Source organism: Streptomyces venezuelae (assembly GCF_008642335.1).
Classification (GTDB): Bacteria; Actinomycetota; Actinomycetes; order Streptomycetales; family Streptomycetaceae; genus Streptomyces; species Streptomyces venezuelae_F.
The window spans coordinates 444114-459337 of sequence record NZ_CP029191.1 but is presented as its reverse complement, the minus strand read 5'-3'; the positions used below and the strand labels follow the sequence as shown (position 1 = coordinate 459337).

Annotated in this window: 11 protein-coding genes; 5 read left to right on the top strand and 6 right to left on the bottom strand. The window is 70.8% G+C overall.

The window, feature by feature from the left end:
- Positions 1-51 precede the first annotated feature (51 nt).
- Positions 52-1653, top strand: a complete 1602-nt coding sequence (locus DEJ49_RS02085) for a peptide-N4-asparagine amidase (protein WP_190329238.1) — start codon at positions 52-54, stop codon at positions 1651-1653.
- Positions 1654-1720: 67 nt separating this feature from the next.
- Here the strand turns inward: DEJ49_RS02085 and DEJ49_RS02080 are convergent, their stop codons facing one another.
- The 3 genes from DEJ49_RS02080 to DEJ49_RS02070 form a co-directional block, all read right to left on the bottom strand.
- Positions 1721-3172 carry a Gfo/Idh/MocA family protein gene (locus tag DEJ49_RS02080; protein WP_150182091.1) on the bottom strand — a complete coding sequence of 484 codons (1452 nt, stop codon included), beginning with the start codon at positions 3170-3172 and terminating at the stop codon, positions 1721-1723.
- A 161-nt stretch (positions 3173-3333) separates the two neighbouring features.
- Positions 3334-6258 carry an FAD-binding and (Fe-S)-binding domain-containing protein gene (locus DEJ49_RS02075; protein WP_150182090.1) on the bottom strand — a complete coding sequence of 975 codons (2925 nt, stop codon included), beginning with the start codon at positions 6256-6258 and terminating at the stop codon, positions 3334-3336.
- Between the two features lie 60 nt (positions 6259-6318).
- Positions 6319-6762, bottom strand: a complete 444-nt coding sequence (locus DEJ49_RS02070) for a MarR family winged helix-turn-helix transcriptional regulator (protein ID WP_150182089.1) — start codon at positions 6760-6762, stop codon at positions 6319-6321.
- Between the two features lie 94 nt (positions 6763-6856).
- On the opposite strand from DEJ49_RS02070, the gene DEJ49_RS02065 reads away from it, so the two are divergent.
- The 4 genes from DEJ49_RS02065 (at position 6857) to DEJ49_RS02050 (ending at position 11774) form a co-directional block, all read left to right on the top strand.
- On the top strand, positions 6857-8665 hold the full coding sequence (locus DEJ49_RS02065) for an ABC transporter ATP-binding protein (RefSeq protein ID WP_150182088.1): 1809 nt from the start codon (positions 6857-6859) through the stop codon (positions 8663-8665).
- A gap of 43 nt (positions 8666-8708) precedes the next feature.
- Positions 8709-9521: an endolytic transglycosylase MltG gene (gene mltG, locus DEJ49_RS02060; protein WP_150182087.1), complete on the top strand. Its 813-nt coding sequence runs from the start codon at positions 8709-8711 to the stop codon at positions 9519-9521.
- A gap of 133 nt (positions 9522-9654) precedes the next feature.
- Positions 9655-10356 (top strand): antibiotic biosynthesis monooxygenase, encoded by a 702-nt coding sequence (locus DEJ49_RS02055; protein ID WP_150182086.1) that lies wholly within the window; start codon positions 9655-9657, stop codon positions 10354-10356.
- 182 nt (positions 10357-10538) lie between these two features.
- Positions 10539-11774, top strand: coding sequence for a S8 family peptidase (locus DEJ49_RS02050; protein WP_411757224.1), 1236 nt, complete (start codon positions 10539-10541; stop codon positions 11772-11774).
- On the opposite strand, the gene DEJ49_RS02045 is transcribed toward DEJ49_RS02050, so the two are convergent.
- The 3 genes from DEJ49_RS02045 to DEJ49_RS02035 are packed head-to-tail and all read right to left on the bottom strand — an operon-like array spanning position 11771 to position 15199.
- The gene (locus tag DEJ49_RS02045) at positions 11771-12886 is read right to left on the bottom strand and encodes an NAD(P)-binding domain-containing protein (protein ID WP_150182084.1); all 1116 of its coding nucleotides are present in this window, start codon (positions 12884-12886) and stop codon (positions 11771-11773) included. The two genes, DEJ49_RS02050 and DEJ49_RS02045, sit on opposite strands and share 4 nt — an antisense overlap.
- A 52-nt stretch (positions 12887-12938) precedes the next feature.
- The gene (locus DEJ49_RS02040; RefSeq protein ID WP_150182083.1) at positions 12939-14147 is read right to left on the bottom strand and encodes an LLM class flavin-dependent oxidoreductase; all 1209 of its coding nucleotides are present in this window, start codon (positions 14145-14147) and stop codon (positions 12939-12941) included.
- A gap of 2 nt (positions 14148-14149) precedes the next feature.
- Positions 14150-15199: an ABC transporter substrate-binding protein gene (locus DEJ49_RS02035; RefSeq protein WP_150182082.1), complete on the bottom strand. Its 1050-nt coding sequence runs from the start codon at positions 15197-15199 to the stop codon at positions 14150-14152.
- Between the last annotated feature and the right edge of the window lie 25 nt (positions 15200-15224).

Here is a 15224-nt window from a genome sequence, read left to right as displayed (position 1 = left end):
GCGCGGGACCGCACCATTGCGGTGATCGGCAACTGCCCATAGAAATCCCCCATGAGAAGACGCGTCATGTCCATGCTCGTCGGAGCGACCCTCGCGGCGAGCACCCTCCTCGGTGCCGGACCAGCAGCGGCCGCCGCCCCACCGGTGGAGTTCGGTGACGACTGGCACGATCCGGTCACCGCCGCGCCGCCCGTGCCGAAGCCGCCCACCAAGTCCTGCGAAGTGACGGTCGCCGAGGCACAGTTCAAGGACTTCACCCCGTACAGAGGCGATTACGCGCCTCCCGCGAAGTGCGGCAAGGGCCGTTGGGGCAAGGTGGTGCTGCGTCTGGACGGGAAGGTGAAGGGACGGCAGTACGACCGTCTCGGGTACCTGCGCATAGGCGGCGTCGAAGTTCTGCGCACATCGACTCCGGAGCCGTCGGTCGACGGCATCACCTGGTCCGTGGAGAAGGACGTCACCCGCTACCGCGAGACGCTGAGCCACGCCCAGCGGGTCGAGATGCTCATCGGCAACGTCGTCAACGACACCTACACCGGCGTCATCGACGTCAAGGCGACGCTGACGTTCTACGCGGCGGCCGAGCCGACGAAGGCACCCGACCGTGTCCTCCCCCTCGGTGACAGCAGGGACGGCACCACCCTCACCACCCCCACCAACAGCGAACGCATCGTCGCCGAGGTGTACGCCACCGGCTCCGGCGGAGGCTGCGAGGAGTACTGGTACCTGACCGTACCCGACGCCGCGCCCTACTCCTGCAAGGCCGACCAGGGCCCCTACCGGGAAGTGCAGGTCAAGGTCGACGGACAGCTGGCGGGCATCGCGGCACCCTTCCCGACCGTCTGGACCGGCGGCTGGTCGAACCCCTTCCTCTGGTACGTGATTCCGGGGCCTCGCGCCTTCGACATCAAGCCCATCGAGTACGACCTGACGCCCTTCGCGGGCGTCCTCAACGACGGCCGCCCGCACCGGGTCGAGGTCTCCGTCGTCGGCGTCCCCGAGGCGCGGACCGGCTGGAGCACACCCGTCAACGTGCTGGTCTGGCAGGACGAGAAGCGCGACCGGGTCACGGGCAAGCTGACCGGCCACAAGGAAAGCGCGCCCGCCAACACGTCGGAGTACACGCCAGGGACGGGCGACGAAGCGCACCGGCTGGACACGGAGGGCGGCCACCGCCTCAGCGTGTCGGGGTACGTGAACACGTCGCACGGCCGCGTCGCGACGACCGTGACCCGCAGCCTCGCCAACACGTCCCTGCACCGCTGGACCGACGGCGAGTCGACGGACGCCCTCAAGGCCACGTGGACGGACCGGGAGACGGTCACCACGGGCCGCCGGTCCGTGCGCACGGACCGGACGTACACCATGGACGGCACCACGACCCTCGGCGCCGGAGACCGGCTGCGCACCGAGATCTCCCTCGGCGACCGCGCCGAGAGCGTCACGAGGACGGGCGGCCGGCGCACCGGCTGGTCCGTCCTCGACGACCGTTACGACGGCGACGCCACGTACACCGCGAACGTTCCCCGCGACCAGCGGCACGCCGTGGGCACGTCCCGCGAGCGCTACCGCCTGACCGGCGACACGGGCTGCTACGACCGGACGATCGCCACCGCGCAAGGATTCCTGACGCAGGACCGTCGGCGCTGCTGATCGGAGAGGGCGGGGGCTGCTGGGCGGCGAGTGCGCCGCCCGGCAACCCCCAGTCGGTCCGGCGCCCCTACGCCTTGGGCTTCTCCGAGTCGACTCCCGGGCGTTCCTTCTTCCACAAGCCACGCGTGAAGTCAGGGATCGCCTGCGGCGCGCCCTTCGCCTTGATCGACAGATGGCTCAGCGGCACGGGGGCCGTCCACGTCGCGGCGTCGTACACGTCGAAATCGGGGACGAGACCGAGCTGCATGGTCTGCATCAGACGGAAGATCATGATGTAGTCCATGCCGCCGTGGCCGCCGGGCGGGTTGGAGTGCTCCTTCCACAGCCAGTGGTCGAAGTCGGCGTACTTCTTGAAGTCGCCCCACTTGTCGTCCGTGTGGTCCGGCTCTATGTAGATGCGCTCGGGGTAGTCCTCGAAGACGCCGCGTGTGCCGCCGAGACTGTTGATCCGGGAGTAGGGGTGCGGCGTGCTGACGTCGTGCTCCAGGCGGATCACCCGGCCCTTCGCCGTCTGGACCAGGCTGATGGTGCGGTCGCTCTCGATGTACGTCTCCTTCCAGCTCGGGTCGCCCGGAGGCATGTGCTCCTTGCGGTACTCGGCGAGGCCGAGGGAGGGCGTGCCGAAGCTGGATATGTGCGTGGCGCGGTCACCGCGGTTGACGTCCATGTAGTTGGCGACCGGGCCGAAGCCGTGGTTGGGGTAGAGGTCGCCGCGCAGCCGGGTGTGCCAGAGGCGTCGCCACGGCCCCTCGTAGTAGTCGGGGTCGAACATCAGGCCGCGCAGGTCGTGGTTGTACGCGCCCGCGCCGTGCAGCAGGTCGCCGAACTTGCCCGCGTGCGCCATCCGCAGGACCCGCATCTCGTTCCTGCCGTAACAGCAGTTCTCCAGCTGCATGCAGTGCCTGCGGGTGCGCTCTGAAAGGTCGACGAGCTCCCACAGTTCGTCCAGGCGCAGGGCGATGGGACACTCCACGCCCACGTGCTTGCCGTTCAGCATCGCCGCCTTGGCCATGGCGAAGTGGAAGTCCCAGGGCGTCGCCACGTACACGAAGTCGATGTCCCCGCGCTTGCACAGGTTCTCGTAGTCGTGCTCGCCCTTGGTGTACGTCGCCGGGGCGGGCTGGCCCGCGGCCGTGACCTTCTTCGCGGCGGCCGCGGTCTTCTCCTTGACCGGGTCGCAGAGCGCGACGACGCGCACGCCGGGGATCGCGAGGAACAGGTCGATCATGCTGCCGCCGCGGTTGCCGAGTCCGATGATCCCGACCCGGACCGTCGAGCGGCCCTGGAACGGCACGCCGATCATCGTCTTGCCCTTGCGTGCGGGCGCCTTGGCCGTGTCCACCGTCGTGTCGGCGTACGCCGTGCCGCCCGTGAAGGCGCCGACTCCGAGCCCCGCGCCGGCGAGGCCCGCCGTGCGGAGCACCGCGCGACGCGAGTGGCCGTCACCCGCCCTGCCGCTCTCGGTGCCGTCGTCCGGGGTGGTGCCTTCAGGGTTCGGTGTGACGTTCTCGTCGTGCATCGGACCTCCGTAGCTGAATGGCGGCTGGTCTCTACCACTGGGGCGGAAGCCACCCTGGTAGGGGGTCCGCCCGGGACGCAAGAGACAGGAGGTGCCGAAGAGTTGGATTTATCGAAGGCCTGCGCCGCCCTGGGGGGCCACCCCGGTCGCGGGCCCGCCCCTCAGGGGCGCGTCGCGCGCTCCAGTTGGAGGAGTACGGAGTAGTACCCGCGGCCCGTCGCGTGGTCCATGCCCACCTCGCACATGCGGTTGGCGGAGAGGTGCGCGTCGTAGGGACGGGACGTGACCTCCGCGGCCTCCTTGCGCGTGGCCGACTCCGTCAGCTCCTTGTGGAGCATGCCCCGGTCGCCCGCGAAGGCACAGCACCCCGCGTCGTCCGGGACGACCACTTCGTCCGCGCACGCCTCGGCGACGGCACGGAGCTGTGCCTCGTCGCCGAGGTGCTGCATGGAGCACGTGGGGTGCAGGACGGCGGAGCCGACCGTGCGGTGCACCGTCAGCCGGGGGAGCAGTTCGTCGGCGGCCCAGACGATCGAGTCGACGACCGTGAGCTCCCGGTGCAACTCCCGGTTGTCCGCGGTGAGATACGGGGCGACCTCGTGGGCGATGCCCAGCGTGCAGGACGACGCGTCGACGACCAGTGGCAGGCGGCCGCCCGCCGTCCAGCCCCAGGCCGCCTCGACGATGCGGTTGGCCATGACGCGGTTGCCCGCGACGTACCCCTTGGAGTGCCAGATCGTCGCGCAGCACGTCCCCGCGACATCGTCCGGAATCCAAACCGGCTTCCCCGCGCGCGCGGAGACGGCGACGACGGCCTCCGCCAGGGAGCGGTCGCCGGGGCTGCCGAAGATGCGGTTGACGCACGCCGGGTAGTAGACGGCGGTGGCTCCCACGCGCGCGGTGCGCGGCAGCTTGCGCACCGCGGCCCCGGGGATCCGCGGCAGCCACTCGGGGACGAGGTCCGGCCGCACGGCCTTGCGCGCGCGGCGGGTGACCGCGGTGAGCAGCCGGTCGCTGATCCGGTCGGCGGCGGCCACCGCGAGCCGTGCCGACGCCTCGACGGCCTTGAAGTTCTTCGCGGCGACAGCGGCCGCCCGCTCCTCGCGCGGTGAGTGCCGCGCGTGCCGGAACTCCTTCATCAGAGCGCCCGTGTCGATGCCCACCGGACAGGCGATGCTGCACGTCGAGTCGCCCGCGCAGGTGTCCACGGCGTCGTATCCGTACGCCTCGACGAGACCGTCCTCCACCGGCGACCCCGCGGGCTGGCGCATCATCTCGCGGCGCAGCACGATGCGCTGGCGCGGTGTCGTGGTCAGGTCCTCGCTGGGGCACGTCGGTTCGCAGAAGCCGCACTCGATGCACGGGTCGGCGATCGGCTCCACGCGCGGGATGGTCTTGAGACCGCGCAGGTGCGCCTTCGGGTCCCGGTCCAGGACGATGCGCGGCGCGAGCACCCCGTCCGGGTCGATGACCTGTTTCGTGCGCCACATCAGCTCGGTCGCCTTCGGGCCCCACTCCAGCTCCAGGAAGGGCGCGATGTTGCGGCCGGTGGCGTGCTCCGCCTTCAGGGAGCCGTCGAAACGCTCCACCGTCAGACGGCAGAACTCGTCCATGAAGGCGGCATAGCGCTCGACGTCGGCGGGCACCGCCGCGTCGAAGGCGAGCAGGAAGTGCAGGTTGCCGTGGGCCGCGTGGCCCGCGACGGCGGCGTCGAAGCCGTGCCGCGTCTGGAGGTCGAGCAGCGCTTCGCAGGCCTCGGCCAGCCGGCCGGGCGGGACCGCGAAGTCCTCGGTGATGAGCGTCGTGCCCGAGGGGCGGGAGCCGCCGACGGCGGTGACGAACGCCTTGCGCGCCTTCCAGTAGCCACCGATCGTCTTCGCGTCGCGCGTGAACGCGTTGGTCACCGACGGCACGGGCGCGGTCAGCTCCAGGCCTTCCAGGGCCTTCGCCGCCGCCGCTTCGTACGCCTCCTGCGCGGCCTCGTCCGGGGCGCGGAACTCGACCAGGAGGGCGGCCGTCGACTTCGGCAGCTCCGCCCAGTCGGCGGGCACTCCCCGGACGCTGACGGACGCGCGCAGAGTGTTGCCGTCCATCAGCTCGACGGCGAGGGCGCCCGCCGCGTTGAACAGCGGCACCGCGGCGGCAGCAGCTGGCAGGGAGGGGAAGAACAGCAGGGCGGTGCTCGTGTGCCGGTCCAGCGGCAGTGTGTCGAAGACGATCTCGGAGAGGAAGCCGAAGGTGCCCTCTGAGCCGACCATCAGGCCCCGCAGGATCTCCACGGGCGTCGTGCCGTCGAGGTACGCGTCGAGGCGGTAGCCGTTGGTGTTCTTGATCTCGTACTTCTCGCGGATACGGGCCACCAGCTCCGGGTCGGCCTCGATCTCGCGCTTGATCGCCAGCAGGCCCGCGCACAGGTCGGGCTCCGCGTGCGCCAACTGCTCGTCCGCGTCCGGCTCGGCCGTGTCCACGACCGTCCCGGAGGGGAGGACGACGGTGAGCGAGGCGACCGTGCGGTACGAGTTGCGGGTGGTGCCCGCCGTCATGCCCGAGGCGTTGTTCGCGACGACGCCGCCGACCGTGCAGGCAATCGCGCTCGCGGGGTCGGGGCCGAGCACGCGGCCGAACCGGGAGAGCGTCGCGTTGGCCCGCACGACCGTCGTGCCGGGACCGATGCGCGCCCGCGCGCCCCCGCCGAGCACCTCCACGCCCGACCAGTGCTTGCGCACGTCGACGAGGATGTCCTCGCCCTGGGCCTGGCCGTTCAGCGACGTACCGGCCGCGCGGAAAACGACTTCGCGGCCCTTGCCGTGCGCGTACGACAGGACGGCCGACACGTCGTCGATGTCCTCGGGGACGACCACGACCTGCGGCACGAAACGGTAGGGACTGGCATCCGAGGCGTACCGCACCAGGTCCGAGATCTTCGTCAGCACCTTGTCCGCGCCGAGCAGCGCGATCAGCTCCGAACGGAGCGGCTCCGGGGTGCCGCCGCCGCGCCCGTCCGGCACGCGGTCGTGGGCAGGTCCGTCCACGCGCGACGCCGCACCGGGGCGCAGGGCGTCGGGCTCGGGCTCCAGCAGTGGCATGAGCTCTCCTCGGCGGTTGCGGCGGCGTACCTGCGGACCGAAGGTGCGGAAGACGGAATCTCAGCAGCGGCGGACGTCCGGCACGTCGAACAGTGCGTTCAGCAGCACGCCCAACTGTGCCCGCTGCTCGGCGTCCAGGGGGGCAAGGATGTCCTCGGCGGCGGCGCGGCGCGCGCCCCGCAGCTCGCCCAGGGCCTTGAGTCCCGCGTCGGTGAGTTCGATGCGGATCACCCGGCGGTTGGTGGGGTCGGGCGCGCGGCGCACGAGATCGGCGGCCTCCAGGCCGTCGACCAGCGTGGTCACGGCGCGGGGCACGACTTCCAGGCGCTCGGCGAGGTCGGCCATGCGCGGCGGTGTCTCGTAATGCGCGAGGGTGCGCAGGAGGCGGGACTGCGCTGGGGTGATACCGGTCGGCACCAGATGGCGCTTCTGGATCCGCTGCAGCCTGCGCGTCAGCCGCAGCAACTGTTCGGCGAGCAGGCCGTCGGGGTCCGGGGTGTTCATGCGGGAACTTTATCAGGACCTTGTGCATTGTGAGTATAGGTAACAGTGAGCTATGCTCCCTGAGTCATAGTCGTCCGAAATCCCGTAGGAGCCCATGCGTCACGACGAACCCACCTGGACGCCGCAGCCCCCTGCCCCCGGCGAGGAGCCCCCGCCGCGCCAGATGCGCCGCATCCTTCGCCTCTTCCGTCCCTACCGAGGCCGCCTCGCGATCGTGGGCCTGCTGGTCTGCGCCGCCTCGCTCGTCTCGGTCGCGACCCCGTTCCTGCTGAAGGAGATCCTCGACACCGCCCTGCCGCAGGGGCGCACGGGCCTGCTGAGCCTGCTCGCGCTCGGCATGGTCCTCAGCGCGGTCGTCACCAGCGTCTTCGGCGTCCTGCAGACCCTGATCAGCACGTCCGTCGGGCAGCGCGTCATGCACGACCTGCGCACCGCGGTGTACGGCAGGTTGCAGAGCATGTCCCTGGCCTTCTTCACCCGCACCCGCACGGGCGAGGTCCAGTCCCGGATCGCCAACGACATCGGGGGCATGCAGGCGACCGTCACCTCCACCGCCACGTCCCTGGTCTCCAACCTGACCAGCGTCATAGCGACCGTCGTCGCCATGCTGGCCCTGGACTGGCGGCTCACCGTCGTCTCGCTCCTGCTGCTCCCGGTGTTCGTGTGGATCAGCCGCCGCGTGGGCCGCGAGCGCAAGAAGATCGCCACGCAGCGCCAGAAGCAGATGGCCGTCATGGCCGCGACCGTCACCGAATCGCTCTCCGTCAGCGGCATCCTCCTCGGCCGCACGATGGGGCGCGCCGACTCGCTCACCAAGTCCTTCTCCGACGAGTCCGAGCAGCTGGTCGACCTGGAGATCCGGTCCAACATGGCGGGTCGCTGGCGCATGGCCGTCATCACCATCGTGATGGCCGCCATGCCGGCCGTCATCTACTGGACCGCGGGCATCGCCTTCCAGATGGGCGGCCCGACCGTCTCCATCGGCACGCTCGTCGCCTTCGTCTCGCTCCAGCAGGGCCTCTTCCGCCCGACCGTCAGCCTCCTCTCGACCGGCGTGCAGATCCAGACCTCGCTCGCGCTCTTCCAGCGCATCTTCGAGTACCTTGACCTGCCCGTCGACATCACCGAGCCCAAGCAGCCGGTACACCTCGACAAGATCAAGGGCGAGGTCCGCTTCGAGGGCGTCGAGTTCCGCTACGACGAGAAGGCGGACCCCACGCTCCAGGACATCGACATCGCCATACCCGCGGGCGGCAGCCTCGCCGTGGTCGGACCCACCGGTTCCGGCAAGTCGACGCTGAGCCACCTCGTCCCCCGGCTCTACGACGTCACGGGCGGCCGCGTCACCCTCGACGGAATCGACGTGCGCGACCTCGACTTCGACACCCTCGCGCGCGCCGTCGGCGTGGTCTCCCAGGAGACGTACCTCTTCCACGCCTCGGTCGCCGACAACCTCCGCTTCGCCAAGCCCGACGCCACCGACGAAGAGCTCTTCACCGCCGCCCGGGCCGCCCAGATCCACGACCACATCGCCTCCCTCCCCGAGGGGTACGACACGGTCGTCGGCGAGCGCGGCCACCGGTTCTCCGGCGGCGAGAAGCAGCGCCTGGCCATCGCCCGCACCATCCTGCGCGACCCGCCGGTCCTCATACTCGACGAGGCGACCAGCGCCCTCGACACCCGCACGGAACGCGCCGTGCAGGAAGCCATCGACGCGCTGTCCGCGGGCCGGACCACCCTCACCATCGCCCACCGGCTCTCCACCGTCCGCGGCGCCGACCAGATCGTGGTCCTGGACGCGGGACGGGCCGCCGAGCGCGGCACCCACGAGGAACTCCTCGAGCGCGACGGCCGTTACGCCGCCCTCGTGCGCAGAGACGCCCAACTGGAGCCCGCGACATGAAGATATGCCAGGAATATGACCATTTGCGGGTTACCGTGCCCGCATGCAGACCAAGACTCCGAGACGCGGAACGATTCGACTGACGCGACGGGGCCGGATCGCCCTGATCGCGACCGGAGCCGTCGTCGTGGCCGCCGCCGTGGCGGTGCCGCTGCTGCTTCCCGACGACGACAAACGGCCCGAGACGCTGACCATCCCTGAGGGGTGGCGCGCCGGCCAGGTGTACGCGGCCGTGGACAAGGCCCTCGACGTACCCGCCGGCACCACGAAAAAGGCGCTGCCGAAAGCCGACCTCAAACTCCCCAAAGACGCGGACGGCAACCCGGAGGGATACCTCTTCCCGGCGACGTATCCGCTCAGCTCGGAGTCGACTCCGGCATCTGTTCTGTCGTACATGGTGAACACGGCCAACAAGAAGTTCGGTGCCGGCCAAGTCACGGCCGGCGCGGACCGGAATGCGCTGAACGTCTACCAGAGCGTCACCATTGCGAGCATGATCGAGGCCGAAGCCGGTTCCAAGGAGGAAATGGGCAAGGTCGCCAGGGTCATCTACAACCGTCTCGACCGGGGCATGCCCCTGCAGATGGACTCCACCATCAACTATGCGCTCAACCGTTCGACACTCGCCACCAGCGAACGCGACACGAAGATCAACAGCCCGTACAACACCTATGCACGCATGGGCCTGCCGCCCACACCGATCGGCAACCCCGGGGAGGAAGCGATGCGGGCGGCGATCAACCCGACTCCGGGGGACTGGCTGTATTTCGTCACGGTGAAACCAGGAGACACGCGTTTCACATCCGACTTCCAGGAACACCAGAAGAACGTGGGGGAGTTCAACAAGGCGAAGTAGCGGGAGGCCGAAAATGGCATGGGGCCAGGGGGGTCCGCTCGGCCGACACGCCTGCTCCGCCTTGACCTCAACCGTGGTTCAGGTACAACGCTTTTCTCTGAACGTACCGCTCAGTATGCAGGAGGAGCCGACCATGGCCGCACCAATAACATGTGCCTTTCCCGACGTCCGGCGGGCGGACGCCGGGACGATCCTCGTCAGCTCCTGGACCCTGCCGGCCGCAGGGGTCCAGAAGCAGGCAGCGGACCTGGTGATCGAGGAGTGGGAACACCAGGAACGCCCGGACGCCATGCTCTCGTTCACCACCTTCCTCAGCGAGAACGGCCGCGAGGTCCTCAACTACGCGCAGTGGACGGACGACGACTCGCACCGGGAGTGGGCACGCGCGGCCCGCTGTTCCGAGGACATCAGCAGGGTCGACCGGATGGTGCTCGGCATCGAGCGGCCGGGCGAGGTGCGCTACTCGCTGTACCGCAGCTACGCGACCGAAGAGGACGCGGAGAGTACCCCCGGCGCCCTCGTCACCCCCATCTTCGAGACCGAAGGACCGGACAGCCAGCGCGCGTTCATCGACGGCGTCATCGCGATCCTGGAACGGACGCGGCCTCCGGGGCTGCTCGCGGCCCACTTCCACACGAGCAAGGACGGCCGCAGGGTCCTCAACCACGCCGAGTGGCGGGACATGTCCGCGTGGCGGCGGTTCGCCGAGAGCGGCGGCACGGTCGAACTGGGCATGATGATCGAGGGCCTGGACGGCGTCACGCCGGCGCCGACCCGGCCCAGCGTGCCGCGCTATCTCCCGTACAAGAGCCTGGTGAACGTCGCGGCGCCCTGAGCCCCTGGCCCTGAGCCCCTGGCCCTCCCGCCTCTTGTGCCGCGCCGAGCGGCGCGAGAGGCTGGCAGCGAGCGCGACCGCACGCGCACCACACGGCTCCGCCGCACCCAGCACCGCACCGCACATGGTCCGACCCCGTCCCTGGTCAGTCGATGAAAGGTTCAGGTGCACCGGGAATGAGAATGCCCTCCCGTCGGCGGCAGACAGCGGTGCTGCTCTCCGCCGCGCTGACGGCCACCGGTCTGCTCTCCGTGACCCCGCCCTCCCATGCCGCACCCGGCTCCTCCGCCGGGGAACTGCGGTTGGCGGGCCGTTCCGAGGTCGCCGTGCCAGACGGCTGGATCGTCGTGCTGAAGGACGCGAGGCGGCTGAACGACACCGCCCTGTCCGGCGTGGCGCGCGAGCTCGTCGGGCGGGCCGAAGGAGCACGGCTCGGGCACGTGTACCGGGCGGCGCTGCACGGGTTCTCGGCCCGGATGAGCCGGGCTCAGGCGGCCCGGCTCGCCGCCGACCCCCGCGTCGCGTACGTCCGCCAGGACACCCGGGTCCGCGTCGACGGCGCGAGGGACCAGACGCAGGCCAACGCGCCCTGGGGCCTCGACCGCATCGACCAGCGCCGCCTCCCGCTGTCCACCACGTACACCTACCGCACCACCGCCCCCGGCGTGAGCATCTACATCATCGACACCGGGCTGCGCACCACCCACGCGGAGTTCGGCGGCCGCGCCTCTGTAGGGATCGACACCGTCGGCGACGGCAGGAACGGTGACGACTGCAACGGGCACGGCACCCATGTGGGCGGCATCGCGGCGGGGAAGACGTACGGCGTGGCCAAGCAGGCCAGGCCGGTCGCGGTGCGCGTCCTCGACTGCCAGGGCTCGGGCACCACGTCGGGGGTCGTCGCGGGCATCGACTGGGTGACGGCGAAGGCCGCGAAACCGGCGGTCGCGAACATGAGCCTCGGCGGGGCGGCCAGCGATGTCCTCGACAGCGCGGTGCGGCGCTCCATCCGTTCCGGTGTCACGTACACGGTCGCCGCGGGCAGCTCCGGCCAGGCCGGCGGCGCCTGTAACACCTCGCCCTCCCGTGTGCCGGAGACCATCGGTGTCGGCGCGAGCGACCGCGCCGACCGCCGGGCGTCCTCCTCCAACTACGGCTCGTGCGTCTCCCTGTTCGCACCCGGTGTGCAGATACCCTCCGCCTGGAAGGACAGCGACACCGCGACGGCCACCCTCAGCGGTACGTCGATGGCCACCGGGCACGCGGCCGGCGCGGCCGCGCTGCATCTGGGCTTCCGGCCTACGGACACTCCGGCGCAGGTCAAGAAGGGCCTCGTGGACAACGCGACCACGGGAGCGCTGCAGGGCACCCCGCCCGTCACACCGGACAAGCTGCTCTACACGCTGTACCTCGGCTAGGCGGGGCTCGGGACCGAGGCCCCGGTCAGCAGCCTCCGAACGTCGCGCACCGCCGCGCGCCCCGCTCGGTTGGCGCCGATCGTGCTGGCCGACGGTCCGTACCCCACCAGGTGGATGCGGGGGTCCGCCGCGACCCTCGTGCCCTCGAGGCGGATGCCGCCGCCCGGCTCGCGCAGCCGGAGCGGGGCCAGGTGGTCGACGGCGGGGCGGAAACCGGTCGCCCAGAGGATCACGTCCGCGTCCACGCGGCGGCCGTCGTCCCACTCGACGCCCGTCGGCGTGATCCGGTCGAACATCGGCAGCCGGTCGAGGACGCCGTCGGCCCGCGCCCGCCGGATCGCGTCGTTCATGGGCAGCCCCGTCACGGATACGACACTGCGCGGCGGCAGCCCCTGACGTACGCGCTCCTCGACCATGGCGACGGCCGCGCGCCCCCAGTTCTCGTCGAAGGGCCCCTCGCGGAACACCGGCTCGCTGCGGGTGACCCAGGTGGTCGACGCCGCGTACGGGGCGATCTCCATGAGGTGCTGCGTGCCCGATGCGCCGCCGCCGACGACGATCACCCGCTGTCCCGCGAAAGCCTCCGGGCCCGGGTAGATCGCGGTGTGCAACTGCCGCCCGCGGAACGTGTCCTGGCCCGGGTAGCGCGGCCAGAACGGCCGGTCCCAGGTGCCCGTCGCGCTGATCAGGGCCCGCGTCGACCATGTGCCCGCCGACGTCTCGACGAGCAGCCTGCCGCCCTCGCCCTCGCGGACTGCGTGCACGTCGACGGGGCGTCGTACGCGCAGGTCGAAGCGGCGCTCGTACGCCTCGAAGTACTCCCCGATGACCTCCGACGACGGACGCGCCGGGTCCGCGCCCGTCAGTTCCATCCCGGGGAGCGCATGCATGCCGTGCACCTTCCCGTACGTCAGGGAAGGCCACCGGAACTGCCAGGCGCCGCCGGGCCGGGGCGCGTGGTCGAGGACCACGAAGTCCCGGTCCGGCTCGTAGCCGACCCGCCGCAGGTGGTAGGCGCCGGACAGGCCGGCCTGCCCGGCGCCGATGACCACCACGTCCACGTCCTGGACCGTCGCTGCGGCGGCCGCGTCTCGTACCCCGGTGTCGTTCACGCTTCTACTAACTCTGCCGGGGTCCGGGATCTTCCCGGGCGGCCGTCCCCTCTCAGCGCCCGCCCGCGACCAGGAGCGGCGCACCGCCCGGGGCGGAGGCGGGCCGTCCGTTCGCCGCCGGTACGCCGGACAGCGGCGACGCCGGGATCCGCGGCAGCAGCCCGCGCGCCGCCAGCTCGGGAATGACGCCCTCGCCGAACCAGTACGCCTCCTCCAGATGCGGATAGCCGGACAGGACGAAGTGCTCCACGCCGAGCGCGTGGTACTCCTCGATCCGGTCGGCGACATCGGCGTGGCTGCCGACCAGCGCCGTGCCCGCCCCGCCGCGCACCAGACCGACACCGGCCCACAGGTTCGGCGAGATCTCCAGCTTGTCGCGCGAGCCGCCGTGCAGCGCCAGCATCCGCTGCTGGCCCACCGACTCGCTGCGGCCCAGTGCCTCCTGGGCGGCGGCGATCGTGTCCGGGTCGAGGTCGTCGAGCAGCCGGTCCGCGGTCGCCCACGCGTCGGCGGCCGAGTCGCGGGAGATCGTGTGCAGCCGGATGCCGAACCGCACCGTGCGGCCCTCCTCCTCGGCGAGCCCGCGGATCCAGTCGATCTTCTGCTTGACCTGCTCGGGGGGCTCACCCCAGGTCAGGTACACATCCGTGTGCCGCGCCGCGACCGGACCCGCCGCGGCCGACGAGCCGCCGAAGAAGATCTCCGGCAGCGGATCCGGCGGCAGCGCGGTGAGACCGCCGTCGATCTGGAAGTGCTCGCCGCGGAAGTCGAACGGCTTGCCGCCCCACACCCCTCGTACGACCGAGAGGAACTCGTCGGTGCGCGAGTAGCGACGGTCGTGGTCCAGGTGGTCGCCGAACCGCCGCTGCTCGGTCGAGTCGCCGCCCGTCACCACGTTCAGGAGCAGCCGGCCGCGGGTGATGCGCTGATACGTCGCCGCCATCTGCGCGGCAAGCACGGGGGAGATGACGCCGGGGCGGAACGCCACGAGGAACTTGAGCCGCTCCGTGTGCTGGGCGAGCGCCACCGTCGTCAGCCAGGCGTCCTCGCACCACGTGCCGGTGGGGGTGAGCACGGCCTCGAACCCCAACTGCTCGGCGGCCTTGGCGATCTGGGCCAGATACTCGATGTCGGGGGCGCGCACGCCGCTCACCGGGGTGACGCGGGAGCGGGTGATGCCGCCGTCGGTGTAGGCGTGCCGGTCGACGAGGGTGCGGCCGTCGCCGCCCGTGGGCAGGAACCAGTGCAGGTGGACGTTCATGGTCAGGACTCCTTGCGGTACGAGCGCGGCTCGGTGGTGGAGGGCGGCAGATCTCCGTTGAAGCGGGTGTCGACGTAGTCGCCGAAGTCGATGCGGCGCGGGATCAGCTTCAGATCGGTGAAGGTGTCCGCGATCTCCTGCTCGGACGCGATGACGTTCTTGTCCACGGCCACCTGGACCCGGGTGCCGTTGGTGCGCTTGACGGCGTCGAGCGCGACCTCGTAGGGGAGACCGGTGTCCCGCGCCCAGACCTTCGCCCAGGCCTTGGGGTGCTTGTAGACCCAGTCCTGGGCCCGGCGGAGCCGGTCCAGGTAGTCGGAGATCGCCGCGGCCTTCTTCTTGTCGCGCAGGGCCCCGGGTGCCGCCGCCTGGAAGGCGAGGCCGTTCACCAGTCCGTCGCCGTCGGTCAGGACACGGCCGGTCTTCGCCCGCAGGACCTGTGAGGTGTACGGGTCCCAGACGGCCCAGGCGTCCACATTGCCGCTGGTGAACGCGGCGAGCGCGTCGGCCGGCTGAAGATACTTGACCTGTACGTCCTTGAAGTCGAGCCCGGCCTTCTTCAGGGACGCGACCAGACTGAAGTGCGCGGACGACCCCTGCGCCACCGCGACGGACTTGCCCTTGAGCTGCTGCGGCTTCTTCAGCGGTGAGTCGTCCGGCACGAGGATCGTGTCCCCGGCGGCCGAGCCGTGACTGGCTGCCACCACAGTGATCTTCGACCCGGCGCCCGCCGCGAAGACGGGCGGGGTGTTGCCGATGCCGCCGACGTCGACGGCCTTGGCGTTGATGGCCTCCAGGAGCGGCGGCCCTGAGGTGAAGGTCGACCAGCGGATCTTGTAGTCGAGGTCGTCCAGCTCCCCGGCCGCGCGCAGCACGGCCTCCGAACCGCCTTTCTGGTCACCGACGTTGAGAGTCAAGGACCCCTTTCCGTCGGTGCCGCCGCCCGAGCCGCCGATGGAGCTGTCGGCGGACGAGGTGCCGGAGCAGGCGGCGAGCAGCAGGGCCAGGGGGAGCAGCAGGGCGGCGGCGGGGACGGGGCGTGGTCGTCGCATGGTGGTTCCGTTCGCTTCGGTAAGG